Genomic DNA, 24,604 nt, shown 5'->3' with positions numbered 1-24,604 from the left:
CAAGCCGCGACCTCACGCCGCATGTCCCCCGTCCACCGAGAACTCCGCGCCGGTGACATACCCCGCGGTCGCCAGACACGCCACCATCGACGCCACCTCCTCCGCCGCCCCGAACCGCCCCAGCGCGGTCATCGCGGCCTGGCCCGGCGCGAACGGTCCGTCCGCCGGGTTCATGTCGGTGTCGACGGGACCGGGATGCACGAGGTTCGCCGTGATCCCGCGCGGCCCCAGCTCCCGCGCGAGGGCCTTGGTCAGCCCGATCAGAGCCGACTTGCTCGCCGCGTACAGCGTCCCGCCCGGCCCCGGCACCCGCTGGGTCATACAGCTGCCGATCGTGATGATCCGCCCGCCGTCCCGCATCCGTCCGGCCGCCGCCTGAGAGGCCAGGAACACGCCCCGCACATTGACGGCCAGCACCCGGTCCACGTCCGCGAGGGACAGCTCGCCGAGCGGCCCGAGCACCCCCACCCCCGCGTTGTTCACCAGCACGTCCAGTCCGCCGAGCGCCTCCGCCGTACGGCCGACCGCCCCCGCCGCCTCCTCGGGGTCCCCGGAGTCCGCCCGCAGGGCCACGGCCCGCCGCCCCAGCGCCTCGACGCGCCGTACGACGTCATGGGCCGCTTCCTTGCCGGCCACGTAGGTCACGGCCACGTCCGCGCCCTCCCGCGCCAGCCGCAGGGCCGTCGCCGCCCCGATGCCGCGACCGCCGCCGGTGACGAGCGCGACCCTGCCGTACAGATGTCCTTGAGTCGTTGTCATGACACCCATCCCAGCGGCCAGGAACGGGGATGACCGGCGGCCAACGGACATCGACCCCGACCGCACCACCCAAGGGCGCCGGCCCCACCACCCGACGGCCCCGCCCCGTCGCCCCCCTCGGCGTCACCCCCGGCTTCCGACAGCCTCCGCCGCCGCGAACAGGGCGAACGCCAGCACGATCAGGGCGACGCTCGCGTAGACCTCGTATCCGTCGAGGAAACCGATCCGCTGCACGAGTCCGACGTGCCAGTCGGTGAACTCGTGCAGCAGGCCCATCCCGCCCTGCACCAGGGCGACGAAACCGACCACTTCCAGCAGTTGCTTCATGAGGAGACCCTCCCCCCGCGGGCCCCGCCCGGACATCGGCCGCGGGGTGAGCGCGGTCGCGCGAAAGCATGACGCCCGCCGGGCCCCGTACGCCGAAAGTCTGCGCTGCCGCGACTTTGGTCGCCGATGCCGTCCGTGGACGGGTGCGACGCGCCCTCGCTGCGTAGATTTGTCGACCGTGAGCCGTGACGAGACAGTGTCCGACCCCGAGGCCTTCGCCGGCCGGCGCTGGCTGATGCCGTCGGCCGTGATCCATGAGTTCGACCCCTCCGCCGTACGGCCCCGGCGTACCGCACGCGACTGGATCGTCGACTTCTCCTGCTTCCTCCTGGCCGTACTTGTCGGCATCATCGGCGCGGAAGCGGCGGGCGACAACCCGCATCTCTCGCACTCCGCGGCCACCCTCGACCAACTGCTCGGCGCCCTCGCCTGCGCCGCCGTATGGCTGCGCCGTCGCTGGCCGTTGGGCCTCGCCGTGGCGACCATCCCGCTCGGGCTGCTCTCGGACTCCGCGGGCGGCGCCTGCACGATCGCCCTGTTCACCCTCGCCGTGCACCGCCCCTTCAAGTACGTGGCCTGGGTGGGCGGCATCAACATCGCCCTGGTCCCGGTCGCCTTCCGGATGCGCCCCGACGCCGACCTGCCGTACGTCGTCTCGGTCGTCTTCTCGGTCCTGGTGATCGCTTCGATCATCGGCTGGGGCCTGCTCGTGCGTTCCAAGCGGCAGCTCATGTTCAGCCTGCGCGACCGCGCCCGGCGCGCCGAGACCGAGGCTCGGCTGCGGGCCGAACAGGCGCAGCGGCTGGCCCGTGAGGCCATCGCGCGCGAGATGCACGACGTCCTCGCGCACCGGCTGACCTTGCTCAGCGTGCACGCGGGTGCCCTGGAGTTCCGGCCGGACGCGCCCCAGGAGGAGGTCGCGCGCGCCGCCGGTGTCATCCGGGAGAGCGCCCACGAGGCACTCCAGGACCTGCGGGAGATCATCGGCGTACTGCGGGCCGGGGAGCAGGACGAGGGCGGGCGCCCGCAGCCGACCCTCGTCGCCCTGGACACCCTGGTCGCCGAGTCCCGCGAGGCCGGCATGAAGGTCGTCCTCGACAGCCGGGTCACCGACCCCGCCGCCGTGCCCGCCTCCGTCGGCCGCACCGCCTACCGCATCGCCCAGGAGGGCCTCACCAACGCCCGCAAGCACGCCCCCGGCACGGAGGTCACGGTCACCGTCTCCGGCGGTCCGGGCGGCGGACTCGTGGTGAGCGTCTGCAACCCCGCGCCCGAGGGGGAGGTGCCGCACGTCCCCGGCTCGGGGCAGGGTCTGATCGGCCTCACCGAGCGCGCGACGCTGGCCGGCGGACGGCTGGAGCACGGGGCGGAGGCGGACGGGGCGTTCCGGGTGCAGGCGTGGCTGCCGTGGCCGTGACACCCCCCGCCACGACGGATCGCTCCCCATGACGGACCGCCCCCGCCACGACGGACCGCCTCCGGCCATGACGGACCACTCCCGGCCATGACAGACCCCTCCGCCACGACGGACCGCCTCCGGCCACGACGGACCACTCCCGGCCATGACAGACCCCTCCGCCACGACGGACCGCCCCCCCGGATCACCGGGCCCCCGCCGAGCCCTTCCTGCCCGCACAACTCGCCCGCCCGCGAGGGTGATTGCCCCCGGTCCCTCGGCCCGACCGTGATTACGTAAGGCACATGACTGTGATCAGACTGCTCCTCGTCGACGACGACCCCCTCGTGCGGGCCGGCCTGTCCCTGATGCTGGGCGGGGCCGAGGACATCGAGATCGTCGGCGAGGCCGCGGACGGCGCCGAGGTCGCGGCCGCCGTCGACCGGACCCGCCCGGACGTCGTCCTCATGGACATCCGGATGCCGGCGGTGGACGGCCTCACCGCCACCGAGCGGCTGCGGGCCCGACCCGACGCCCCCGAGGTCGTCGTCCTGACCACCTTCCACGCGGACGAGCAGGTCCTGCGCGCCCTGCGCGCGGGCGCCGCCGGCTTCGTCCTCAAGGACACCCCGCCCGCCGAGATCCTCGCCGCCGTCCGCCGCGTCGCGGCCGGCGACCCGGTCCTGTCGCCCACCGTCACCCGCCAGTTGATGGAGCACGCGGCCGGAACCGCGGCGGACCGGCGCAAGGCACGCGCGCGTGAGCGCATCGGCGCCCTCAACGACCGGGAGAGAGAAGTGGCCGTCGCGGTCGGCCAGGGACTGTCCAACGCCGAGATCGCCGCCGCCCTCTTCATGAGCGTCGCCACCGTCAAGACCCATGTCTCCCGCGTCCTGGCCAAGCTCGACCTCAACAACCGGGTGCAGATCGCGCTGTTGGCGTACGACGCGGGGTTGCTGGAGCAATCCGCGGAACCCGAGCCGGACGGGCACTAGGCGAGGCCGCCGGGCGTTGACGGTGTGAAGGGGGAGCCTCATGACCGATCCAGTGATCGACCTCGGGAAGTACGGCGACGCGTTCCGCGTCGATCCGCACCCCGTCTACGCCGAGTTACGCGCCCAGGGACCCGTCCACCGGGTACGACCACCGGGCTCGGACCCCGGCTACTCCACGTGGCTGGTCGTCGGCCACGAGGAGGCGCGCGCCGCGCTCGCCGATCCCCGGCTGGCCAAGGACGGCCGCCGCATCGGTGTGCTCTTCCAGGAGGACGGGCTGATCGGCCGCCATCTGCTGGGCAGCGACCCGCCGGAACACACCCGGCTGCGCGCCCTCGTCTCCCGCGCCTTCACCATGCGCCGCGTGGAGACCCTGCGTCCCAGGATCCAGGAGATCACCGACGAACTCCTCGACGCGATGCTGCCGTACGGCCGCGCCGACCTGGTGGCCTCCTTCGCGTACCCACTGCCGATCACCGTGATCTGCGAACTCCTCGGCGTGCCCGAGATGGACCGCACGGAGTTCCGCAGGCTCTCCACGGAGGTCGTGGCACCGACCAGCCCCGAGAGTTCGTACGACTCCTTCGTGCACCTCGCCGCCTACCTGACCGAACTCATCGAGGACAAGCGGTGCGCGGGCCCGAGCGACGACCTGCTCGGGGACCTCGTCCGCACCACCGCCGAGGACGGCGACCGGCTCTCCCCGTCGGAACTGCGCGGCATGGCCTTCCTGTTGCTGATCGCGGGTCACGAGACCACGGTCAACCTCATCACCAACGCCGTGCACGCCCTGCTCACCCACCCGGACCAACTCGCCGCCCTGCGAGCCGACATGACCCTCCTCGACGCCGCCGTCGAGGAAGCCCTGCGCTACGAGGGCCCGGTGGAGAACGCGACCTTCCGGTACGCCGCCGAGCCCCTGGAGATAGCGGGACGGGCCGTGGACGCGGGCGACCCGGTGATGATCTGCCTCGGCGCGGCCGACCGCGACGCCACGCGCTACCCGGACCCGCACGACTTCGACATCCACCGCGACTCCCGCGGCCACCTCGCCTTCGGCCACGGTCTCCACTACTGCCTGGGCGCCCCACTGGCCCGCCTGGAAGCCCGCACGGCGCTGCGGACCCTGCTGGACCGCGCACCAGCACTCGCGTCGGACGGGCCGCCGGGGGAGTGGCTGCCGGGAATGCTGATCCGGGGGGTGCGGAGCCTGCCGGTGCGGTGGGTCACCTGAGGCGGCGTGACAGCCCTCAGAACGCGCCCGCGCTCGTGCCGCCCGGGATCTCCGCCAGCCGAACGGCCCGGTGCTCCCGCCGGGACACCTCGCACGCCTCGGCGATCCGGAGCGCCTGGAGGGCCTCACGGCCGTCGCAGGGGTTGGCCCGCTCACCCCGGACCACCTCGACGAACGCGGCCAGCTCTGCCTCGTAGGCCGGTCCGAACCGCTCCAGGAACCCCGTCCACGGCTTGTCCGCGGCGGGCGGTCCGCTCGGCTCCGTGGACGCGATGGGCGTCCGGTCGTCCAGGCCCACCACGACCTGGTCCAGCTCCCCGGCGAGCTCCATGCGCACGTCGTACCCGGCCCCGTTCAGCCGCGTGGCCGTGGCCGTGGCGAGGGTCCCGTCGTCGAGGGTGAGCAGGGCGGCCGCGGTGTCCACGTCCCCCGCGGCCCGGAACATCGGCGGACCCGCGTCGGAACCGGCCGCGTACACGTCGACGACCTCGTGCCCGGTCACCCAGCGCAGCATGTCGAAGTCGTGGATCAGGGTGTCCCGGTACAGCCCGCCGGACAGCGGCAGCCACTCCGCGGGCGGCGGCGCCTGGTCGGAGGTCAGCGCCCGCACGGTGTGCAGCCGGCCGAGCCGCCCCGAGCGCACCGCCTCACGCGCGCCCGTGTACCCCGTGTCGAAGCGGCGCTGGAAGCCCATCTGGAGAACCGTCCCGGCGGTCTCGACCTCGGCGATGGCGTGCAGCGTGCCGGGCAGGTCGAGCGCGATGGGCTTCTCGCAGAACACCGGCAGTCCCGAGCGCGCCGCCCGGCCGATGAGCTCCGCGTGGGCCGAGGTCGCCGTAGTGATCACCACGGCGTCCACGCCCCATTTGAAGATCTCGTCGACGCCCGGGGCCGCGGTCTCCCCCAGGCGGTGCGCGAGCTCCTGGGCCCGTGCGCCGTCCGCGTCCGTGAGGATTAAGGAACCGACCTCCCGATGGCGGCTGAGCGTCTTCGCATGAATGGTGCCGATGCGGCCCGTCCCAATGACCCCGATGCGCATGTGAACAAAATGTGGTCGATGACCGCCGTTGTCAATCCGTATGTCCGGACAACCGAACTACACGACTTCCCGTCAACAACGCACGCAGCTACGCTCGGGCCCGTGCCGAAACCAGAAGTGGACCCGACCGTGACGCTCGAGCTCAGTGTGGACCGCAGCAGCCCGGTGCCCCTGTACTTCCAGCTGTCCCAGCAGCTGGAGGCCGCCATCGAGCACGGAACGCTCACTCCCGGCAGCCTCCTCGGCAACGAGATCGAGCTCGCGGCCCGGCTCGGCCTCTCCCGTCCCACGGTCCGCCAGGCCATCCAGTCCCTCGTCGACAAGGGCCTGCTCGTGCGGCGCCGCGGAGTCGGCACCCAGGTCGTGCACAGCCAGGTCAAGCGCCCCCTGGAGCTCAGCAGCCTCTTCGACGACCTGGAGGCGGCCGGCCAGCGCCCCGCCACGAAGGTCCTGGTCAACGCCGTCGTCCCCGCCACCGCCGAGATCGCCGCCGCGCTCGGCGTCCCCGAGGGCAGCGACGTGCACCGGGTGGAACGCCTGCGCCTCGCCCACGGCGAACCGATGGCCCACCTGTGCAATTTCATTCCGCCGGCCCTCCTCGACCTGGACACCGCACAACTGGAGACCACCGGCCTCTACCGCATGATGCGAGCGGCCGGCATCACCCTCCACAGCGCCCGCCAGACGATCGGCGCGAGAGCGGCCACACCGGAGGAGGCGGACCGCCTGGCGGAGGAGGCGGGCGCCCCTCTGCTGACGATGCAACGCGTCACCTTCGACGACACGGGCAGAGCGGTGGAATACGGCACACACACATACCGCCCGACGCGCTACTCATTCGAATTCCAGCTCCTGGTCCGGCCCTGAAAGGGGCGCGGGGAACCGCGCGACCAGCCACGACGCACCCGCACCCGGCAACGAACCGTGCCCCCCTTCGCCGCCCCGTGTTCGGCACCCGCAGGGCCCGTGCGGCAGAATCGGGCCTTGATGAGCACCTACGGCAACTTCAGCGCCCCCATAGGCTCCCGCCGCGCCCCCGCCCTGCGCACCGTCGGCACGCGGGAACGCCGCTCACACCTGACGGCACCCCGCGTGCCCACGGTCGGCATCGACATCGGCGGCACCAAGGTCATGGCGGGTGTCGTCGACGCCGACGGCAACATCCTGGAGAAGGTCCGCACCGAGACCCCGGACAAGTCCAAGAGCCCCAAGGTCGTCGAGGACACCATCGTCGAGCTGGTCCTGGACCTGTCCGACCGCCACGACGTGCACGCCGTCGGCATCGGCGCGGCCGGCTGGGTCGACGCCGACCGCAACCGGGTGCTGTTCGCCCCCCACCTGTCCTGGCGCAACGAGCCCCTCCGGGACCGCATCGCCGGCCGCCTCGCCGTTCCCGTCCTGGTGGACAACGACGCCAACACCGCTGCCTGGGCCGAGTGGCGCTTCGGCGCGGGCCGCGGCGAGGACCACCTCGTCATGATCACGCTCGGCACCGGCATCGGCGGCGCGATCCTGGAGGACGGCCAGGTCAAGCGCGGCAAGTACGGGGTCGCCGGCGAGTTCGGCCATATGCAGGTCGTGCCCGGCGGCCACCGCTGCCCGTGCGGCAACCGCGGCTGCTGGGAGCAGTACAGCTCCGGGAACGCGCTGGTCAGGGAGGCCAGGGAGCTGGCCGCCGCCGACTCGCCGGTGGCGTACGGGATCATCGAGCACGTCAAGGGCAACATCGGCGACATCACCGGCCCGATGATCACCGAGCTCGCCCGCGAGGGCGACGCCATGTGCATCGAGCTGCTCCAGGACATCGGCCAGTGGCTCGGCGTCGGCATCGCCAACCTCGCCGCCGCCCTCGACCCGTCCTGCTTCGTCATCGGCGGCGGCGTCAGCGCGGCCGACGACCTCCTGATCGGCCCCGCGCGGGACGCGTTCAAGCGCCAGCTCACCGGCCGCGGCTACCGTCCCGAGGCCCGTATCGCCCGCGCCCAGCTGGGCCCGGAGGCCGGCATGGTCGGCGCCGCCGACCTGGCCCGCCTGGTCGCCCGGCGGTTCCGGCGCGCCAACCGGCGCCGGGTGGAGCGGCACGAGCGCTACGAGAAGTACGTGGAGGCCCGCCGCACGTCACGGGACACGGCGTGAACGCGTCCCTGCCGCGCCAGTCCACCGCGCCCCCCGACGAACCGCGGCGGCCCACCGAGGACCGGCGGCACCGCAACCGCCGCCGGGCTATCACGCTGCTCATCATCGGCCTGCTGATCGGCGTCCCGGCCGGCTACCTGGTGATCTCCGCCAACCAGAGCCGGGACAGCGGCAAGGACAAGGAGGCGAAGTACTCGGCGACGGGCCTCACCCCCGACTGGCCGTCCAAGGTCCAGCGCCGCCTGTACCAGGTGCCGGTCCCGCACCCCGCGGACCTGGTCGCCTCCTACGAGACCAACAACTGGAAGACCAGTCGCCTCTACGTCCAGTTCCGGACGAGCGACGCGGGCCTGGCCGCCTTCCTGACCGCGATGGGCGTCAGCCGCGCCGACCTGAAGAAGAACGACATCTCCATCAGCGAACGCGACCAGAAGATCACCGGCTGGAGGTTCGACGGACCCCGCTCGTGGTGGGGCCTGACCCACGCGCAGAAGGACCCGGCACCCACTCAGGACGTCATGGTCAACCTGACCGTCCCGAACGCCCCGAAGGTGTACGTCGTCTCCCGCACCGTGCCGTAGCGCCCCCGCTCCGGCGAGCGGGTGCGGCCCGTCGCCGGAGCCGATTGTCAGACCCCGCCCGTAGAGTCGAAGACGACTGATCCGACACGCGGGCGGGAGGTGACAGGACGTATGAGCGACAGGGCCGTGGCGGCCGAGCGCCCGGGACCGGCCGTCCCTCGCGGGCTGCCGGGATCTCCCGTCTCCGGGGGGCTGCCGGGACCAGCCGTCCCCGCCGGGCTGCCAGGACCGGCCCTGCCCGCCGGGCTCGCCGCGATCTTCCTCCCCGCACCGCTTCCGCGTGAGGGCCGTATCGCCTTCTGGGACCCCGAGGACGCACCCCTGCCCGCCGCGTCCCCCGAGAGCGACGCCAGGCCGGTGGAGCGCACCGAGCTCACCGTCGTACGACCGTACGGCGCCGGAGTCCGCCGCCGGACCGCTCCCGCCCTCTCCCTCCCGGTCGGGGAGGGCCTGCCGCTGCTCGTCCGGGCCCGCCGGGACCCCGCCGCCCATCCCGCCACCGCCTGCTGGGGCGCGGCCGCCCTGCACGCGCTGCGGCTCACGGCCCGCGGCCGGCTCCTGCCCGGCCTGACCGCCACCGGCCACGACGCCTGGCGGGCCGGCCCCCTGGACCCCGACGACATCGCCCACCTGCGCGCGATCGCCGCCGCCCTTCCCTACGAGGGCCACGCGGTGCCGCTGCCGGGAACCGGCCCGCTGCGGCTGCCCGAACCGGAAGCGCTGATGCGCTCCTTCCTGGACGCGGTCGCGGACACCCTGCCCCGCACCCCGGCCGCCCCCTTCGCCGCCGGCAGGCCCTTCGCCGACCGTGCGCCCCAGCGGCTGCCGCACGCGCACGAGTGGGCCGCCGAGGTCGCCGCCGGCATGGACGCGGGCGTGCGGATCTCGCTCCGCCTCGACCTGTCCGCGTCCCGCCTCTTCAACGCCGACGACGCCGGTGCGCGCAGTGCGGGCGCCGCGATCGTCCAGGTGCACAGCCTCGCCGACCCGACCCTGGTGGCCGACGCGGCAGCCCTGTGGGCGGGCGACGCCGACGCGGTCTTCGGACCACGCGCACGCGTGGACGCGGCCCTCGCAGTGCGGCGCGCCGCCCGGGTCTGGCCACCGCTGGACCGGCTCTCCGAGCAGGACGTGCCCGACGTACTGGCCCTGTCCGACGAGGAGTTGGGCGACCTGCTGGGCGTGGCCGCGACCCGGCTCGCCGCGGCCGGCGTGGCGGTGCACTGGCCGCGGGACCTGGCGCAGGACCTCACCGCGGCGGCGGTCGTACGCTCCGCTCCGGGCTCCGCGACCGACGGCACCGGATTCTTCGAGAGCGAGGAACTCCTCCAGTTCCGCTGGCAGTTGGCGCTCGGCGGCGACCCGCTCAGCGAGGCCGAGATGGACGCGCTGGCCGAGGCCCACCGGCCCGTCGTACGCCTCAGGGACCAGTGGGTGCTGGTCGACCCCGCCCTTGTCCGCAAGGCCCGCAAACGTGAACTGGGCCTGCTCGACCCGGTCGACGCGCTCTCCGTGGCCCTCACCGGCAGCGCGGAGGTCGAAGGAGAGACCGTGGACGCGGTGCCGGTGGGCGCGCTCGCCGCCCTCCGTGACCGTCTGACGACCGGTGTGCAGCCGGCGGAACCGCCCCCGGGTCTGCTCGCCACCCTCCGCGACTACCAGCTCCGCGGCCTGGCCTGGCTGGACCTCATGACCTCCCTGGGCCTCGGCGGCTGCCTCGCCGACGACATGGGCCTCGGCAAGACGATCACCGTCATCGCGCTGCACCTGCGCCGAGCCCGCCGCGAGCCGACCCTGGTCGTCTGTCCCGCCTCCCTGCTGGGCAACTGGCAGCGGGAGATCACCCGGTTCGCCCCCGGCGTCCCCGTCCGCCGCTTCCACGGCACCGAGCGCAGCCTGGACGACCTCGACGGCGGCTTCGTCCTCACCACCTACGGCACCATGCGGGCGGCGGCGGCCCGGCTGGCGGAGCAGCGCTGGGGCATGGTCGTCGCGGACGAGGCCCAGCATGTGAAGAACCCCTACTCGGCGACCGCGAAAGCCCTGCGCACCATCCCGTCGCCCGCGCGCGTGGCCCTCACCGGCACCCCGGTCGAGAACAACCTCTCGGAGCTGTGGGCCCTGCTCGACTGGACGACCCCCGGACTGCTCGGCCCGCTGAAGTCCTTCCGCGCCCGGCACGCCCGCGCGGTGGAGAACGGCGAGGACGAGGAAGCGGTGACCAGGCTGGCCCGTCTGGTCCGCCCGTTCCTGCTGCGCCGCAAGAAGTCGGACCCCGGCATCGTCCCCGAACTGCCGCCCAAGACGGAGACCGACCACCCCGTCCCGCTCACCCGCGAACAGGCCTCGCTGTACGAGGCGGTGGTGCGCGAGTCCATGCTGGCCATCGAGACCGCGCAGGGCATCGCCCGCAGGGGCCTGGTGCTCAAACTGCTCGGGGCCCTGAAGCAGATCTGCGACCATCCCGCGCTGTACCTGAAGGAGGAGGTCCCGGCGACGGTCGGCGACCGCCTCGCCGCCCGCTCGGGCAAACTGGCCCTGCTGGACGAGCTGTTGGACACCCTGCTGGCGGAGGACGGCTCGGCGCTCGTCTTCACGCAGTACGTCGGCATGGCCCGTCTCATCACCGCTCACCTCGCCGCCCGCGCGGTCCCGGTGGACCTGCTGCACGGGGGCACGCCAGTGCCGGAGCGGGAGCGGATGGTGGACCGCTTCCAGAGCGGGTCGATCCCGGTCCTGGTGCTGTCCCTGAAGGCGGCGGGCACCGGCCTCAACCTCACCCGCGCGGGTCATGTCGTCCACTTCGACCGGTGGTGGAACCCGGCCGTGGAGGAACAGGCCACCGACCGCGCCTACCGCATCGGCCAGACCCAGCCCGTCCAGGTCCACCGCCTCATCACCGAGGGCACCGTGGAGGACCGCATCGCGGAGATGCTGGAGTCCAAGCGGGCCCTGGCCGACGCGATCCTGGGCTCCGGCGAGTCCGCCCTCACCGAACTCACGGACCGCGAACTGACCGACCTGGTCTCCCTCAGGAGGCCGTCATGACCCCGGGCCCCGCGGACGAGGCCCGCCGGGCCCTGCGGGCGGCACGGGAGCGGGCCACGGGAGCGGCCGACGGCGCCGGCACCCCGGCGCCGGAGGGCGCGGGACATCGGGAGACGGCTGACCCGGCGGCTCCGGACCCGAGGAGCGTGCCGGTGGAGGAGGGCGGGACCGCCCGGGCGTTCACGGAGCGCGACGGGCCAGGCGGGCCGGCTGGACAGGACACAGAGGCCCTGAGGTCCGAGCACACCGTCAAGGACCCTGCCCCACCCGAGCCTCGCCCCGGGGACGCGGTCCGCGCCGCCTTGCGCAAGGCCGTCGCGGGCGTGGATCACGGCACAGGCCGGTCCGACGCCGGTGCCGTCGACGCCCCCTCTGCCGCCGGCTCGAATGAGGAAGCGGACCGGAGCCCGCAGTCGGCTCGACCCCCCGCGGCAACCCCCCAGGACAACCCCCTGCCCTCCGACCCCCGCCCCGGGGACGCCGCACGCGAGGCCCTGCGTGCGGCACGCAAGAAGCATGCGGAAACCGAGGCCGCGGAGGCGGAGGCAGCCCTCGCGCGCCGCTCGCGTCGTGTCACCGCCGCGCCGCCACGGGACCGGATCCGCACCCCGCGTCCCGCTTCCGACGACCGGGCGCGTGACGTACGGGCGCGTGACGTACGGGCCCCTGACGTACGGGAGCTGCTGGCCGACGCCTTCCGGATGCCCGACGACGTGAGCAGCGGTCCGGGGGACAGGACCGAGAACAACGGCCCTGCACGACAAGGCAGTTCCGGCATACGGCCACCCGTCGCCGAGAAGGCCGTCCTCGACACCACCCCACCCACCGGCACCGACTCGACGGCCCGCTCCGCCGAACCCCCGTCAGCCCCCCGCCATCCCCGCTCCATGGCCGCCCCCAACCGGGACAACGACCTGCGCCGCACCTTCCCCGCCTTCCCGCCCCACACCTCGGGCGGTGCGCCGGACGCCCCGTTCGCCGCGACCTGGTGGGGCAACGCCTGGGTCACCGCCCTGGAGGAGGGCGCGCTGGACGCCAAACGGCTTGTGCGGGGCCGGAGTTACGTCGAGCAGGGACACGTGGACGCGATCACCGTGACGCCGGGACTCGTGCTCGCGTACGTGCAGGGGAGCCGCCCCCGCCCGTACCGGGTGCAGGTGCGCCTGCGGACGCTCGACGACGCCGACTGGGACCGGTTCCTGGACCTCGCCGCCGACCGCACCGGACACATCGCCGCACTGCTGGACGGGGAGATGCCCCAGTCGCTGGCGGAATGCGGCGTGCCGTTGCTCCCCGGCCCCGGGGACCTGGAACCGCAGTGCAGTTGCCCGGACCGCGGCCACCCCTGCAAGCACGCCGCCGCCCTCTGCTATCAGACCGCGCGCCTCCTCGACGCCGACCCCTTCGTCCTGCTCCTGCTGCGCGGCCGGGGCGAACGCGAACTCCTCGACGACCTGTCCCGCCTCAGCGCCGCCCGCGCGGCCCGCGCCGCCCAGGAACGGGAGCCGGCACCCCTGCCCGGCGTGAGGGCGAGCGAAGCCCTCGCGTCCCGCCGGCTCCCGCCGCTCCCGGCCCCGTTGCCCGCCCCGCCGCACCCCGAGCAGCCACCGGCGTACCCGGCGTCCCCGGGCGGCCCCGACCCCTTCGCCCTGGACCAGCTCGCCACCGACGCCGCCGCCCGCGCCCACACCCTGCTCGGCACCGGCCATGACCCGGTCGGCGAACTGACCCTGTGGCAGGACGCGGTCCGGCTGGCCGCGGCCCGCCCCGGTTCCGGCCTCACCGCAGGCACCCGCGCCCTCTACGTCTCCCTGGCCGCCGCCACCGGCCGCACCCCGGCCGACCTGGCCCGCGCGGTCGCCGCCTGGCGTCAGGGCGGCCCAGAAGGTCTCGCCGTCCTCGAGGAGCCCTGGGACCCGCCCGCGGGCCGTTTCGACCGCGCCCGGCCCCTGCTGCTCGCCGCCGACCTGCCCGCCTTCCGCCCCTGGCGCAACCACCTCACCCACCCCCGCGGCCATGTCCAGCTCCGCCTGGGCCGCGACGGCCTGTGGTACGCCTACGAATCCGAACCGGGCCACGACGACTGGTGGCCCCGCGGCACCCCCGACCTCGACCCGGTAGGTGCCCTCACCGGATTGGGCACCCAGAGCGACCTCTGAAAGCGGCGGAGCTTCCGGCACTCATCGCGCTCCTCGACCCACTGCGGGGCCGGATCACCCGGGTAACGGTGAATCCCACGTTCTGGCCCGTCATCCCGCGGAAGGTGCCCGTTCACGGGCACGTGGTGCGCGTCGGCTGGTTCGAGGCCGAGCAGGACCCGCACAAGTTGCTGCTGCTCCCCTGCACCGTCGGCCGCTGGGACCTGCTGGTCATCCCGCCGGACACAGAACCGGCCACCGCGGCCCGGCTCATGGCCACGGCCACCGACCCGTCGCGGACTCTCACGGCGACCGGCCTGATCCATGAGGGCGAGCGCTTCCGGACCGTGGCAGCGGAAGCGGCCGACCGGGACTCGCTCCGGGAGGCGGTCTGGGATGCGGAAGGCGGACATGCCGCACGTACCGCTGCCGCAGAGGTCATCGAGCACGTGCCCACCCCGGTAGTAGGGATGTGACAGGCAGGGAGAACGTCACCACGGTGGGCATCCTGCGGATGCGGCTGCTCACCACGCACAGCTATCCGCCCTAGTGGACTCCGTCCGATTGCCGGCGCGTCCCCCGAGGTGACCGGCCGACCCTGCGCCTGGAACAAGGGCTTCTGAACCGGCCGTTCGCCTCTCCGCACGCGAGCACGACCGTGTACCGAGCGCAGGATGAGCCGCGTGTCCGGTCCTTCGCGCGCCAGGCCCGTCTTCTGAACCGAGGTGCAGAACGGCATTGCTGACCAGTCCGCTCAGCAGGACCGCCGACTCCGCACTGTCCTCGGACACCGCCCATGCCCTCAAGACGGCCCGCGGCCGACAGCAGGTGCCACGGACGTTCTCCGGGTGGCCGGCGAGCAGCATGCGAGCCTGCGGAGCGTTCCAGGGGCGGGGGCCGTCGGCGGGCTTCCTGCCCGGTGCGGCGTCGGCCGCGTCGGCGGATGCCGGTCACGAGTGGGCGAGAAGCCGACTCCGCGTCAGCCCCGTCCAGTCCAGGTTGCGCCCGGCGTTCATGAGGCTGTCTCACATGCCGATGATCAGGCGGCTGACGTCACCGGCCTTTGCCGGTACCGCTGCGGACGTCACGCAGGTACCGCCCTCGTACTCCCAAGCCTCGTCCGGATCGAGTGGCCGGTCGGCCGTGGAGACTGCGTGCCCGGCTCGGTCCGCGGCGATGAGTGCGCTCGCGGTCAGCGGCGGGCCGTCGTAGTCGGATGCGGCCGCCATCAGGCGGGCCGCCGACTGCGCCCCGGTCTCGGGTGGGATGACGAGCAGATCCCAGCGTCCGGTGCCGTAGGAGAGCAGCAGCAGCTTGTGCGGGTCGATCTCCGGCGTGAACCAGCCGACCTTCACGACATGGCCGTTGACGGGCACCTTGCGCGGGATGACCGGCCAGTGCTCGGGGTTGACGGCGATACGGGTGATGCGGCCCCAGACGGGGTCCAGCGCGTCGGTCAGTGCTGGTAGTTCGCGCAGCAGGTCGCGCGAGCGCGGCCACCAGGCGCCGTCCAGGAGTCCACGGGAGGGGCCGTCCGTCTTCAGTACGAGGCGGGCGGGAGGGGCTGCGACGGGTGCGGGCCGCGGCAGGGTTGCTTCGAAGGTCGCGGTCATGATGCGGACCCGTCTCCGGGCCGCCCCTGGGGTTACGGCCCGGGTTTCATCTCTCGCCGAGAACGACCCGGCGTGGAAGCCGGTGTGCGAAATGCCCTCGGTGCCTTCACCCTACTCCTTCCGGAAGGCTGCGGTGGCCGTCGCACCGGCAGGAGTGGGCCGACAGAACCAGGGGCCGTCGCAGGTGATCAGACCGGTCTCGCTGTACCATCCGAGCGCGCCAGGGGGCGCCCGCCGATCGCACCCACCCAGGGCGGCCTGACGACTCCGCCGTCCACCTCTGTCGTCGCAGCCGGTCGTCAGCGGGACTCCCCGGGCTGCCACACGACAGACGGCCAACGGTGTGGCTGGCGTCGGAGTCACGTCGTCGTTCTGGGAGCTGTTCATGATCGACCGACCCGTCATCCCGTCATCGGGCGTCGGCCGGTGGCTTCGGCGGTCACCGCACCACTTCAGATGTGCCGGAGCGGCTGTCCCGAGCAGGAGTAGGCTGAAAACGTCGAGGGCACGTCGTACGCCGGTGTCCGGACCGGTCTCGTCCTCGTCGCAAGAGATGTGGTCCGTGTTCGCCGGCGATGAACAGCGCAGCTATCCCGGCCCCTCGGGAAGCGGGACGCGGCTGCACCTCACACTGGACGCCTCGCGTGCCGCCGGTCCGCTCGGCTCCTGGCTCGACTCCAGCAGACCGCCCGCCGATCGCACCCACCAGGGCGAGACCGCCTGACGGCCCCGCCGCCCACTCTCCACGTCCTCACCAGCCCAAGCCCCTGTAGCTCCCGCAGCCACCGTCCGTGCGACTCGCATCCGCTCTCAGCGATGCCGTTGCGCACCCACGTCGAAGAGGCGCAGCCCAAGACCCCGGCCGCACTGTCGTCACCGAGGTCAAGGACCGCGCATGTCTCTCCATATCCTCCGCTCCCCCTCAGCCAGCCCGCCGTCCCCGGAGTACGACGGGAGGGCAGCCTTCCCGAGAGAGGGAACGGCTGCCGGGCGCACCGGCAGCGAGCGGCTGTCGCTGGCGATCACGGCGTTGATCGTCCTTCTCCCGTTCCTGGCACTCGGTCTGGCCGTCTGGCTGCTGTGGGGGCGCCTGATCCATCCCGCCGATGTCCTGCTCGCCGCGGCGCTCTACATCGTCACGGGCCTCGGCGTCACGGTCGGCTTCCACCGTGGGTTGACCCACGGCAGCTACCGGGCCGTACGGCCGCTGCGCACCGCGCTCGCGGTGGCCGGGTCCATGAGCTTCCAGGGAGACGTGATCGGCTGGGTCGCCATCCATCGCCGCCATCACGCCTTCACCGACCGGCCGGGCGATCCTCACTCTCCGTATCGCTACGGCACTTCTGTATACGGCCAGTTGCGCGGACTGATGGATGCCCACGTCGGCTGGTTGTTCCGCAACGACCCCACGTCCGCCACGCGTTACGCTCCCGATCTGCTGGCCGACCGTGACATCCGGGCCGTGTCCCGGGCCTTCCCGGCTCTGTGTGTGCTCACCCTCGCCCTGCCCTTCGCCGTGGGGTGGCTGATCGGCGGCAGCTGGGTGTCCGCCCTGACCGCCCTGCTGTGGGCGGGACTTGTTCGCATCGCCCTGCTCCACCACGTCACGTGGAGCGTGAACTCCCTCTGCCATGTGATCGGTGAGCGCCCGTTCCGTACCCGTCGCCACGACCGCGCCACCAACCTGTGGCCCCTGGCCCTGGTCTCGTTCGGCGAGAGCTGGCACAACCTGCACCATGCCGACCCCACCTGCGCCCGGCACGGCGTCGACCGCGGCCAGCTCGACCCGTCCGCCGCCGTGATCCGCCTCTTCGAACGCCTCGGCTGGGTCAGAGACGTGCGCTGGCCCACCCCGGAGCGTATCGCCGCCCGCCGCGTGTGAACCCGAGCGACCGCATCCCCTTCAGGAGTTCCCATGACCCTCGCCCCACCGCCCCCGCTCTCCTCGTCGTCCGCCGTTCGCCTGCGCCTGGTGTCCCAGCCGGCACAGGGCCACATGGCCCGGCGCATCGACGGCGCCTGGTGGCCCCACTCGCCCGATCTGGCGTCCGAACTGCCCAGGCTGCTGGGCGGCCTGCCGCACGCCTGGGGACAGGTCACCAGCGCCCTCGTGGATGAGGCCGTATGGTCCCCGTTCCCGGGTCGGCTGCTCGTCGCCAACCAGGTCGTACGCCTGCGCCGGACGACCATCCAGCGCTCCCCGTCCACCGTCTGCCTGCTGGCGCCCGGCCGCGGCCGGTGGGACCTGCTGGTGGTGCCGCCCGCCGCCACGGACGCGGAGGCCGGGCGGCTCATGGAGAGTGTGGCCACCGTTGTGAAGGACAGCGTGGGCTTGGGAGTCGCAGTCCGTTGACGCTGGCCGTCGGACCACCCCGGGTCGGCACTCCGGGTGCGGGCCTGGGGATGTTGTCACCGGACCCGGCTGGGAGGCTCCACGTGCCCGGTCCTGGACCGGCCGCGCTGTCCGACGGGGAGTCCGCTCGGACCGTCGACGGAGTACGCTGGTGTTACCGAGGGTATTTCGTGCACCGGCTTCCATGTCGTTGTCGCTTTCGGCGATTTGATCACGCCGGGCCGGTTCCGGTCGGCCCGGAGCAGGGTTCGCGTCGTGACTGCGACCGTTTCCCCACGCCGATCCCCGGAAGCACGCCCTGCTCTACGTCACTCCGGATCTCTTGCGCTCCTCCCGGTTCCTCGCCGACGGCCGTGCTCGATCCGCTGTCGGGGCTGTTCACCGGGGGCCTGACGAACCGCGCGAACTGGCCGGCCGCGCCGGGTGCGGGGCCCTTCGGTGGGCAGGTGCAGCCGACGCCCGTCTCGGCCCTCTGGCTGATGGCCGCCGGCCGAGGCTGTCTGCGCACCTCGCACGTGCACCGGCTGATGGTGGACGCGGCGCGCCTGCGCACGATGTCGGAGACCGACTCGGCCGTTCAGGCGGCCTGGGACTCCGAAGAGGACCACGAAGTCCGCTGTCCGGCTGCACGCCCGCAGATCCCGGCCGTTTCCGCTGCGCCGACGGCGAGGTGAGGGCCATGCGCACTCCAGCGGCCACCGGGGCCACAGTCGGCGGAGCCCGGACCGGCGTACCGCAGAGTGCTCCCGGCTGAGCCGGGCCGACACACCAGAGCCTCAAAAGCAGCCCGAGACCCCGGCCGCACCGCAGACGACAGGCCGGGGTCCTCCCGCGCCGTGTGCTCCCCGGACCGCTCGGGTCCGGGACCGTCATCGACGTAAGGAAAGTGAGAACCATGGGTGTTCTGATCCCCGTGCTGGCGGTGTGCGCCGTGGCCGGGCTGGTCCTGCTCGCCCTGAGCGTGCGCAACGTCCAGCAGTACGAGAAGGGCGTGGTGTTCCGCTTCGGACGGCTGCTGCCGGACATCCGCGGGCCGGGCCTGCGGGTCATCCGGCCGATCGGGGACCGGATGCGGAAGGTGTCCGTTCAGACCGAGGTCCTCGGCATCCCGCCGCAAGGATCCATCACCGCCGACAACGTGACGCTCACCGTCGACGCGGTCGTCTACTTCAAGGTCATCGACCCCGTCAAGGCCCTGGTGAACGTGCGCAACTATCCTGCCGCCGTCTCCCAGATCGCGCAGACGTCGCTCCGCTCGGTCATCGGAAGGGCCGACCTGGACACGCTGCTCTCCGACCGCGACCACATCAACGCGGAACTCAAGAAGGTGATGGACGCCCCCACCGAGGAGCCCTGGGGACTGCGCATCGAACGCGTCGAGATCAAGGACATAGCCCTTCCGGAGTCGATGATGCGCTCGATGTCGAAGCAGGCCGAGGCCGAGCGGGAACGCCGCGCGCGGGTCATCGCGGCCGACGGAGAGTTCCAGGCGTCCCAGCGGCTGACCGACGCCGCCGCGACGATGGCCGACACCCCCGGAGCACTCCAACTGCGGCTGCTTCAGACCGTGGTGGACGTCTCTGCCGAGAAGAACAGCACCCTCGTGATGCCGTTCCCCGTGGAGATGCTCCGCTTCTTCGAGCACCAGAGCAGGGAGACCGGCGACGAGTCCGCGGGCCGGCGCGTGCACCGGACCGCCAGGCACCCCGCGCTGTCCACCAGCGCTGTGATCCCCGAGCCGGCCACCTCGGCACCTGCCTTCGCACCGTCGGTGTCCCTGCCCGGGGAGCGGGCCGGCAGCCGTGCTGAGGTGGCCCGGGAGCGGCGGGACAACTGGCCGACGCGGCGGGATGCCGAGGAAGCCTTGAGCGGTTGACCGTTCCGGGCCGCCCGGGGTGACGCGATCGTCCTGGTGTGGTGCGGAACCGCTGACGGCCCCGGTGACAGCGTGTCACCGGGGTCGCAGCGGTCCGGGGTGGCTGAAGCGGCCGGCCCGACGGTGGATGCGATGCCGGAGGGTGCGGTGGCGGACCGGCGGCTGTGCGGCCCGCGCGTCGAGGCGGGCGTAGAAGACGTGTTTGGCGCCCTCGATCAGTACCAGGTAGAGCACGACCATCAGGGCCAGGGTGAGGAGGAGTCCGAGCGGCAGGGACTGGAAACCGAGTGGTCCCGCGAGCGGGGACATCGGCAGTGCGACACCGACGGCGACGACGCTGAAGGCGCTGACCAGCAGAGGGCGGCTGGGCCGGCTGCGGTAGAACGGCACCCGGCGCGTGCGGATGGCGAAGACGACCAGCGCCTGCGTGGCGAGGGACTCCACGAACCAACCGGAGCGGAACAGCTCGGCGCCGGTGTGGAAGACCTCGATCATGACCGCGAAGGTGAGGAAGTCGAAGAGGGAGCTGACGGGCCCGAAGAAGAGCATGAAGCGACGGATGAAGGCGATGTCCCAGTGCGAGGGCGCGCGCAGCTGCTCCGGGTCGACGTGGTCGGTGGGGATGGTCAACTGCCCTGCGTCGTAGAGGAGGTTGTTGAGCAGGATCTGCGAGGGCAGCATCGGCAGGAACGGCAGCACCAGGGAGGCTCCGGCCGCGCTGAACATGTTGCCGAAGTTGCTGGAGGTGCCCATCAGGACGTACTTGATGGTGTTGGCGAAGATCCGGCGGCCCTCGGTGACCCCGTCGGCGAGGACGCCGAGGTCCTTCTCCAGGAGCAGGACGTCGGCCGCGTCCTTGGCCACGTCGGTCGCGGTGTCCACGGACAGGCCCACGTCGGCGGCGTGCAGGGCCAGCGCGTCGTTCACGCCGTCGCCCAGGAACCCGATGTCCCGGCCCCGGCGCCGCAGCGCCCGTACGACTCGGGCCTTGTCCTGGGGCGAGACGCGGGCGAAGACGGTGGTGGTCTCGGCCGCACGGGTCAGCTGGTCGTCGTCCAGCTGACCGATGTCCTGGCCGGTGAGGGCGCGGCCGGGCGGCAGGCCGAGGTCGGCGCAGACCTTCTGGGCGACGAGCGCGTTGTCGCCGGTACAGATCTTGACGGTGATGCCGAGGTCGGCGAGGCGGCGCAGTGAGGCGGCGGCGCCGGTCTTGGGCGGGTCGAGGAAGACCAGGAAGCCGGCCAGACACAGCCGGTACTCGTCGGCGGCACTGAGGGACGTCTGCCCGTCCGCGTCCCGGGTGGCCACGGCGACCACCCGGCTGCCCGCCGCGAAGTGCTCCTCGAGTACCGCCGCGGCTTTCTCCGGTACGTCACCGCAGCGGGCCAGGACCGCCTCGGGCGCGCCCTTGACGACGAGAAGGCGGCTGCCGTCCGGGCGCTCGACGAGCGCGGAGCCCAGCTGCCGGTCGTGGTCGAAGGGCAGCAGGGCGAGCCGGTGGTGTCTGGCCGGGGGTGTGCCCGTGGCCTGCCACAGCGCGCTGTCCAGCGCGTTGCCGCCCACGTGGTCGAGGTCGCCCTCGGTGGCCAGCAGGCCGAGCTTGAGCACCGTGTCGGAGAGTGCGCCGGCCGGGTCGAGGGCCGCGTCGAAACGGATGCGGCCCTCGGTGAGTGTGCCGGTCTTGTCGGTGACCAGGACGTCCATGTCGCCCAGGTCCTCGATGCACACCAGCCGCTTGACGAGGACCTTGCGCCGCGCCAGCTGCCGGGAGCCGGTGGCCAGGCTCGTGCTCACCACGGCGGGCAGCAGCTGTGGGGTGATGCCCACCGCGATGGCCAACGAGAAGAGCAGAGCGTCGAGCAGGGGGCGCTGGAGCAGGAGGTTGATGACGAAGATCCCGGTCGTGAGGGCGGCGGCGACCTTGAGGAGCAGCATGGAGAAGCGGCGCAAGCCCGCCTGGAAGTCGGTCTCCGGCTGCCGTTCCCCCAGCCCCAGCGCGATCCGCCCGAACTCGGCACGGCCCCCGGTGGCGACGACCACTCCGGTCGCGCTGCCCGCGTGCACCACCGTTCCCATCAGCGCGCAGGAGGTCAGCTCGGCCAGGGCCGCCCCGGCGACGACCGGTTCCGGTTTCTTGTCGGCGGGGGCGGACTCGCCGGTGAGGACGCTCTCGTCGCAGGCGAACGCGGTGCATTCCAGCAGGCGCAGGTCCGCTGGCACCACCTGCCCCAGCGTCAGACGCACGACGTCGCCCGGGACCAGCTCGGTCACGTCGACCTCGGCGGCCGCACCGTCCCGGACCACGACGGCGGCGTGCCGCACCCGTGAGTGCAGGGCCTGCGCCGCCTTCTCCGCCCGGTACTCGTTGACGAAGCCCAGCGCCACGCTCAGCACCAGGATCCCCGCGATGATGAGCGCGCCGGTCCGCTCGCCGAAGAAGTACGAGACGCCGGCCGTCACCGCCAGCAGGATCAGCAGGGCACTGCGCAGCTGCCGCCCGAGGACCGCGAGGACGCGGACGTGGTGGGTGCGCACGGCGTTCGGGCCGACGGCCGCGAGCCGCTCGGCCGCTTGCCCCCTCTCGCCTCCCGACAGGCCGTCGGGGCTGCTCGCGAGCGCGGCCAGAACGGCCTGCGTGTCCTCGGCGGCGGCGTCGCCCACCCGCAGCTCTGCCGTCCGGATGGTTGACTCCGCGGTCACTGGGCCCATGTCCATTCGGCGACCTCGGGCAGGTCCGCCCCGTGGGCGCGGATCCAGTCGTGATGGCGGTAGCGGACGTCGACCATCCGTTGCCGCAACGCAGCCGCGCGGACCGCGAGGCCCGGCACCCGGTCGATGACGTCCATGACCAGCCGGTACCGGTCGAGGTCGTTGCGGACGACCATGTCGAACGGGGTCGTGGTGGTGCCCTCCTCCTTGTAGCCGCGCACGTGCAGGTGCGGGTGGTTGGCCCGGCGGTAGGCGAGCCGGTGGATCAGCCACGGATAGCCGTGGTACGCGAAGACGACGGGCTTGCCGGGGGTGAACAGCGCGTCGTACTCGCTGTCGGGCATCCCGTGGGGGTGTTCCTCCGCGGGCAACAGCCGCGCGATGTCGACGATGTTGACCACCCGTACCGCGAGTTCGGGCAGGTGGCGGCGGAGCAGCGAAGCCGCGGCCAGCACTTCGAGGGTGGGTACGTCTCCCGCGCAGGCGATCACCACGTCGGGCTCGCCGGGGTCGGACTCGGTGCCGGCCCACTCCCAGATGCCTGCGCCGCGGGCGCAGTGCGCGCGGGCGGCGTCGAGGTCGAGCCAGTCGAAGCACGGCTGCTTGCCCGCGACGACGACGTTGACGTAGTCGCGGCTGCGCAGCACGTGATCCGCGACGCACAGCAGAGTGTTGGCGTCCGGCGGATAGTAGACCCGCACGACCTCAGGCGACTTGTTGAGTACGTGATCGACGAACCCGGGGTCCTGGTGCGAGAAACCGTTGTTGTCCTGGCGCCACACGTGCGAGGTGAGCAGGTAGTTGAGGGAGGCGATCGGGCGGCGCCAGGGGAGCCGACGGGCGACGCGCAGCCACTTGATGTGCTGGTTCGCCATGGAGTCGACGATGTGGACGAATGCCTCGTAGCAGGAGAACAGGCCATGCCGGCCGGTGAGGAGATAGCCCTCCAGCCAGCCCTGGCAGGTGTGTTCGGAGAGGATCTCCATCACCCGGCCACCGCGCTCCAGGTGCTCGTCGGTGTCCAGCACCTGGGCCTCCCACGCCTTGCCGCTCGCCTCGTAGACGGCTTGAAGCCGGTTGGAGGCCGTCTCGTCCGGGCCGACCAGCCGGAAGTCGCGCCGCTCGCCGGTGTCGGCCATCACCTGCGCCAGCAGGTCGCCGAGGACTCGGGTCGGTTCGTGCGCCGTCGCACCGGGCTTGTCGACCGGGACGGCGAACCGCTCCAGGGAGGGCACGGGCAGGTCGCGCAGCAGCAGGCCGCCGTTGGCGTGCGGGTTGGCGCCCAGGCGGTGTGCACCGCAGGGGACGCAGGCAAGGACCTGTTCCCGGGGGCGTCCAAGCTCGTCGAAGAGTTCCTCAGGGCGGTACGAGCGCAGCCACCGCTCCAACTGCCGCAGATGGTCCGGGTTCTCGCGCACGGCCGGCAGCGGCACCTGGTGTGCTCGCCAGGTGCCCTCCACCGGGAGCCCGTCGACCTCGGCGGGCCCGGTCCAGCCCTTGGGCGTACGCAGGACGATCACCGGCCACCGTGGGCGTTCGGCGGTGTCCTCCGTGCGGGCGGCGTGCTGGAAGGCGGCGACACGGTCCAGGGCCTCGTCCATGGCACGAGCCATCGTCTGGTGGACGGCGTGAGGGTCGTCCCCGGTGACATGGAGGGGCTCGTGGCCGTATCCCCTGAGCAGGGCGTCGAGTTCGGGCTCCGGTATCCGGGCCAGGACCGTCGGGTTGGCGATCTTGTAGCCGTTGAGGTGCAGGATCGGCAGGACGGCACCGTCCCGTACCGGGTCGAGGAACTTGTTCGAATGCCAGGAGGCGGCCAGCGGGCCCGTCTCGGCCTCACCGTCGCCGATCACGCAGGCCACCAGGAGCCCCGGATTGTCGAACGCGGCCCCGTAGGCGTGCGAGAGGGAGTAGCCCAGCTCGCCGCCCTCGTGGATCGATCCGGGGGTCTCGGGTGCGACGTGACTGGGGATGCCGCCCGGGAAGGAGAACTGCCGGAAGAGGCGGGTCATGCCGGCCGCATCCCGGGTGATGTCCGGGTACGTCTCGGTGTAGCTGCCCTCCAGCCAGGAGTTCGCCACCACGGCCGGCCCGCCGTGACCGGGCCCCCAGACACAGATCGCGTCCAGGTTCCTCGCCTTGACGACCCTGTTGAGGTGGGTGTGGACCAGGTTCAGGCCCGGTGACGTGCCCCAGTGCCCGAGCAGTCGCGGCTTGACGTGCTCAGGCGCCAACGGCTCGGTCAGCAGAGGGTTGGCCATGAGGTAGATCTGCCCCACGGCCAGGTAGTTCGCCGCCCGCCAATGGGCATCCAGAGCGCTCAGCTCCTCCTCGTCGAGGGGGTTGGGGGTGTCCGGAGTGTCGAGGGAGATCTCGCTGGTGGGGCCGAGCGGCATGACG

At 72.6% G+C, this 24,604-nt stretch carries 20 protein-coding genes; 14 read left to right on the top strand and 6 right to left on the bottom strand.

The window, feature by feature from the left end; translation table 11 throughout:
• Nucleotides 1–12: 12 nt before the first annotated feature.
• Both IF54_RS0100815 and IF54_RS0100810 read right to left on the bottom strand, forming a co-directional pair.
• A complete protein-coding gene (locus IF54_RS0100815; RefSeq protein ID WP_199821160.1) occupies nucleotides 13–768 on the bottom strand; it encodes a 3-oxoacyl-ACP reductase family protein in 756 nt (251 codons plus the stop codon).
• A gap of 114 nt (nucleotides 769–882) precedes the next feature.
• A complete protein-coding gene (locus IF54_RS0100810; RefSeq protein WP_030313335.1) occupies nucleotides 883–1,086 on the bottom strand; it encodes a hypothetical protein in 204 nt (67 codons plus the stop codon).
• A gap of 169 nt (nucleotides 1,087–1,255) precedes the next feature.
• Here IF54_RS0100810 and IF54_RS0100805 point away from each other — a divergent pair, with 169 nt between their 5' ends.
• From IF54_RS0100805 to IF54_RS0100795, 3 genes are all read left to right on the top strand, one after another.
• Nucleotides 1,256–2,503: a sensor histidine kinase gene (locus IF54_RS0100805; protein WP_037819021.1), complete on the top strand. Its 1,248-nt coding sequence runs from the start codon at nucleotides 1,256–1,258 to the stop codon at nucleotides 2,501–2,503.
• Nucleotides 2,504–2,787: 284 nt separating this feature from the next.
• Nucleotides 2,788–3,477 carry a response regulator gene (locus tag IF54_RS0100800; RefSeq protein WP_030313331.1) on the top strand — a complete coding sequence of 230 codons (690 nt, stop codon included), beginning with the start codon at nucleotides 2,788–2,790 and terminating at the stop codon, nucleotides 3,475–3,477.
• Nucleotides 3,478–3,517: 40 nt separating this feature from the next.
• Entirely contained in the window at nucleotides 3,518–4,711 is a 1,194-nt protein-coding gene (locus IF54_RS0100795) for a cytochrome P450 family protein (protein ID WP_030313329.1), read from the top strand.
• Between the two features lie 16 nt (nucleotides 4,712–4,727).
• Here IF54_RS0100795 and IF54_RS0100790 read toward each other — a convergent pair whose 3' ends face one another.
• Nucleotides 4,728–5,750, bottom strand: a complete 1,023-nt coding sequence (locus IF54_RS0100790) for a Gfo/Idh/MocA family oxidoreductase (protein WP_030313326.1) — start codon at nucleotides 5,748–5,750, stop codon at nucleotides 4,728–4,730.
• 129 nt (nucleotides 5,751–5,879) lie between these two features.
• On the opposite strand from IF54_RS0100790, the gene IF54_RS0100785 reads away from it, so the two are divergent.
• From IF54_RS0100785 to IF54_RS0100760, 6 genes are all read left to right on the top strand, one after another.
• Nucleotides 5,880–6,617 (top strand): GntR family transcriptional regulator, encoded by a 738-nt coding sequence (locus IF54_RS0100785; RefSeq protein ID WP_199821168.1) that lies wholly within the window; start codon nucleotides 5,880–5,882, stop codon nucleotides 6,615–6,617.
• 120 nt (nucleotides 6,618–6,737) lie between these two features.
• The gene (locus tag IF54_RS0100780) at nucleotides 6,738–7,886 is read left to right on the top strand and encodes an ROK family glucokinase (RefSeq protein WP_030313323.1); all 1,149 of its coding nucleotides are present in this window, start codon (nucleotides 6,738–6,740) and stop codon (nucleotides 7,884–7,886) included.
• Nucleotides 7,883–8,467 (top strand): hypothetical protein, encoded by a 585-nt coding sequence (locus IF54_RS0100775; RefSeq protein WP_030313321.1) that lies wholly within the window; start codon nucleotides 7,883–7,885, stop codon nucleotides 8,465–8,467. Before IF54_RS0100780 ends, IF54_RS0100775 begins: the two co-directional genes overlap by 4 nt.
• A gap of 111 nt (nucleotides 8,468–8,578) precedes the next feature.
• Entirely contained in the window at nucleotides 8,579–11,515 is a 2,937-nt protein-coding gene (locus IF54_RS0100770; protein ID WP_234438889.1) for a DEAD/DEAH box helicase, read from the top strand.
• Nucleotides 11,512–13,674, top strand: coding sequence for an SWIM zinc finger family protein (locus IF54_RS0100765; RefSeq protein WP_030313312.1), 2,163 nt, complete (start codon nucleotides 11,512–11,514; stop codon nucleotides 13,672–13,674). Before IF54_RS0100770 ends, IF54_RS0100765 begins: the two co-directional genes overlap by 4 nt.
• Nucleotides 13,650–14,129 (top strand): DUF5994 family protein, encoded by a 480-nt coding sequence (locus tag IF54_RS0100760; RefSeq protein WP_051735301.1) that lies wholly within the window; start codon nucleotides 13,650–13,652, stop codon nucleotides 14,127–14,129. Before IF54_RS0100765 ends, IF54_RS0100760 begins: the two co-directional genes overlap by 25 nt.
• A gap of 549 nt (nucleotides 14,130–14,678) precedes the next feature.
• On the opposite strand, the gene IF54_RS0100755 is transcribed toward IF54_RS0100760, so the two are convergent.
• A complete protein-coding gene (locus IF54_RS0100755; RefSeq protein WP_234438888.1) occupies nucleotides 14,679–15,266 on the bottom strand; it encodes a DUF5994 family protein in 588 nt (195 codons plus the stop codon).
• 562 nt (nucleotides 15,267–15,828) lie between these two features.
• Here IF54_RS0100755 and IF54_RS0100750 point away from each other — a divergent pair.
• The 5 genes from IF54_RS0100750 (at nucleotide 15,829) to IF54_RS0100730 (ending at nucleotide 19,495) form a co-directional block, all read left to right on the top strand.
• Nucleotides 15,829–15,990, top strand: a complete 162-nt coding sequence (locus tag IF54_RS0100750) for a hypothetical protein (RefSeq protein WP_159002050.1) — start codon at nucleotides 15,829–15,831, stop codon at nucleotides 15,988–15,990.
• Between the two features lie 171 nt (nucleotides 15,991–16,161).
• Nucleotides 16,162–17,148: an acyl-CoA desaturase gene (locus IF54_RS0100745; protein WP_030313305.1), complete on the top strand. Its 987-nt coding sequence runs from the start codon at nucleotides 16,162–16,164 to the stop codon at nucleotides 17,146–17,148.
• Nucleotides 17,149–17,181: 33 nt separating this feature from the next.
• Nucleotides 17,182–17,619: a DUF5994 family protein gene (locus tag IF54_RS0100740; protein ID WP_037819016.1), complete on the top strand. Its 438-nt coding sequence runs from the start codon at nucleotides 17,182–17,184 to the stop codon at nucleotides 17,617–17,619.
• 353 nt (nucleotides 17,620–17,972) lie between these two features.
• The gene (locus IF54_RS0100735) at nucleotides 17,973–18,293 is read left to right on the top strand and encodes a hypothetical protein (protein WP_051735285.1); all 321 of its coding nucleotides are present in this window, start codon (nucleotides 17,973–17,975) and stop codon (nucleotides 18,291–18,293) included.
• A gap of 221 nt (nucleotides 18,294–18,514) precedes the next feature.
• Entirely contained in the window at nucleotides 18,515–19,495 is a 981-nt protein-coding gene (locus IF54_RS0100730; RefSeq protein ID WP_051735284.1) for a slipin family protein, read from the top strand.
• 75 nt (nucleotides 19,496–19,570) lie between these two features.
• Here the strand turns inward: IF54_RS0100730 and mgtA are convergent, their stop codons facing one another.
• The gene (gene mgtA, locus IF54_RS0100725) at nucleotides 19,571–22,204 is read right to left on the bottom strand and encodes a magnesium-translocating P-type ATPase (RefSeq protein WP_051735300.1); all 2,634 of its coding nucleotides are present in this window, start codon (nucleotides 22,202–22,204) and stop codon (nucleotides 19,571–19,573) included.
• Nucleotides 22,192–24,600, bottom strand: a complete 2,409-nt coding sequence (locus IF54_RS0100720) for a phosphoketolase (protein WP_234438887.1) — start codon at nucleotides 24,598–24,600, stop codon at nucleotides 22,192–22,194. The genes mgtA and IF54_RS0100720 overlap by 13 nt, the downstream gene beginning before the upstream one ends.
• Between the last annotated feature and the right edge of the window lie 4 nt (nucleotides 24,601–24,604).

It is taken from the genome of Streptomyces sp. NRRL B-3229 (assembly GCF_000719505.1).
Taxonomy (GTDB): domain Bacteria; phylum Actinomycetota; class Actinomycetes; order Streptomycetales; family Streptomycetaceae; genus Streptomyces; species Streptomyces griseorubiginosus.
Note: the sequence above shows the minus strand (reverse complement) of the source record. Positions and strands in the feature narration are given on the sequence as shown.

Excerpts from the sequence above, each read along its gene's own strand:
- IF54_RS0100815 (WP_199821160.1), bottom strand. The coding sequence starts at position 768 with ATGGGTGTCATGACAACGACTCAAGGACATCTGTACGGCAGGGTCGCG.
- IF54_RS0100810 (WP_030313335.1), bottom strand. The coding sequence starts at position 1,086 with ATGAAGCAACTGCTGGAAGTGGTCGGTTTCGTCGCCCTGGTGCAGGGC.
- IF54_RS0100800 (WP_030313331.1), top strand. The coding sequence starts at position 2,788 with ATGACTGTGATCAGACTGCTCCTCGTCGACGACGACCCCCTCGTGCGG.
- IF54_RS0100795 (WP_030313329.1), top strand. The coding sequence starts at position 3,518 with ATGACCGATCCAGTGATCGACCTCGGGAAGTACGGCGACGCGTTCCGC.
- IF54_RS0100790 (WP_030313326.1), bottom strand. The coding sequence starts at position 5,750 with ATGCGCATCGGGGTCATTGGGACGGGCCGCATCGGCACCATTCATGCG.
- IF54_RS0100780 (WP_030313323.1), top strand. The coding sequence starts at position 6,738 with ATGAGCACCTACGGCAACTTCAGCGCCCCCATAGGCTCCCGCCGCGCC.
- IF54_RS0100770 (WP_234438889.1), top strand. The coding sequence starts at position 8,579 with ATGAGCGACAGGGCCGTGGCGGCCGAGCGCCCGGGACCGGCCGTCCCT.
- IF54_RS0100765 (WP_030313312.1), top strand. The coding sequence starts at position 11,512 with ATGACCCCGGGCCCCGCGGACGAGGCCCGCCGGGCCCTGCGGGCGGCA.
- IF54_RS0100755 (WP_234438888.1), bottom strand. The coding sequence starts at position 15,266 with ATGACCGCGACCTTCGAAGCAACCCTGCCGCGGCCCGCACCCGTCGCA.
- IF54_RS0100745 (WP_030313305.1), top strand. The coding sequence starts at position 16,162 with ATGTCTCTCCATATCCTCCGCTCCCCCTCAGCCAGCCCGCCGTCCCCG.
- IF54_RS0100740 (WP_037819016.1), top strand. The coding sequence starts at position 17,182 with ATGACCCTCGCCCCACCGCCCCCGCTCTCCTCGTCGTCCGCCGTTCGC.
- IF54_RS0100730 (WP_051735284.1), top strand. The coding sequence starts at position 18,515 with ATGGGTGTTCTGATCCCCGTGCTGGCGGTGTGCGCCGTGGCCGGGCTG.
- mgtA (WP_051735300.1), bottom strand. The coding sequence starts at position 22,204 with ATGGGCCCAGTGACCGCGGAGTCAACCATCCGGACGGCAGAGCTGCGG.
- IF54_RS0100720 (WP_234438887.1), bottom strand. The coding sequence starts at position 24,600 with ATGCCGCTCGGCCCCACCAGCGAGATCTCCCTCGACACTCCGGACACC.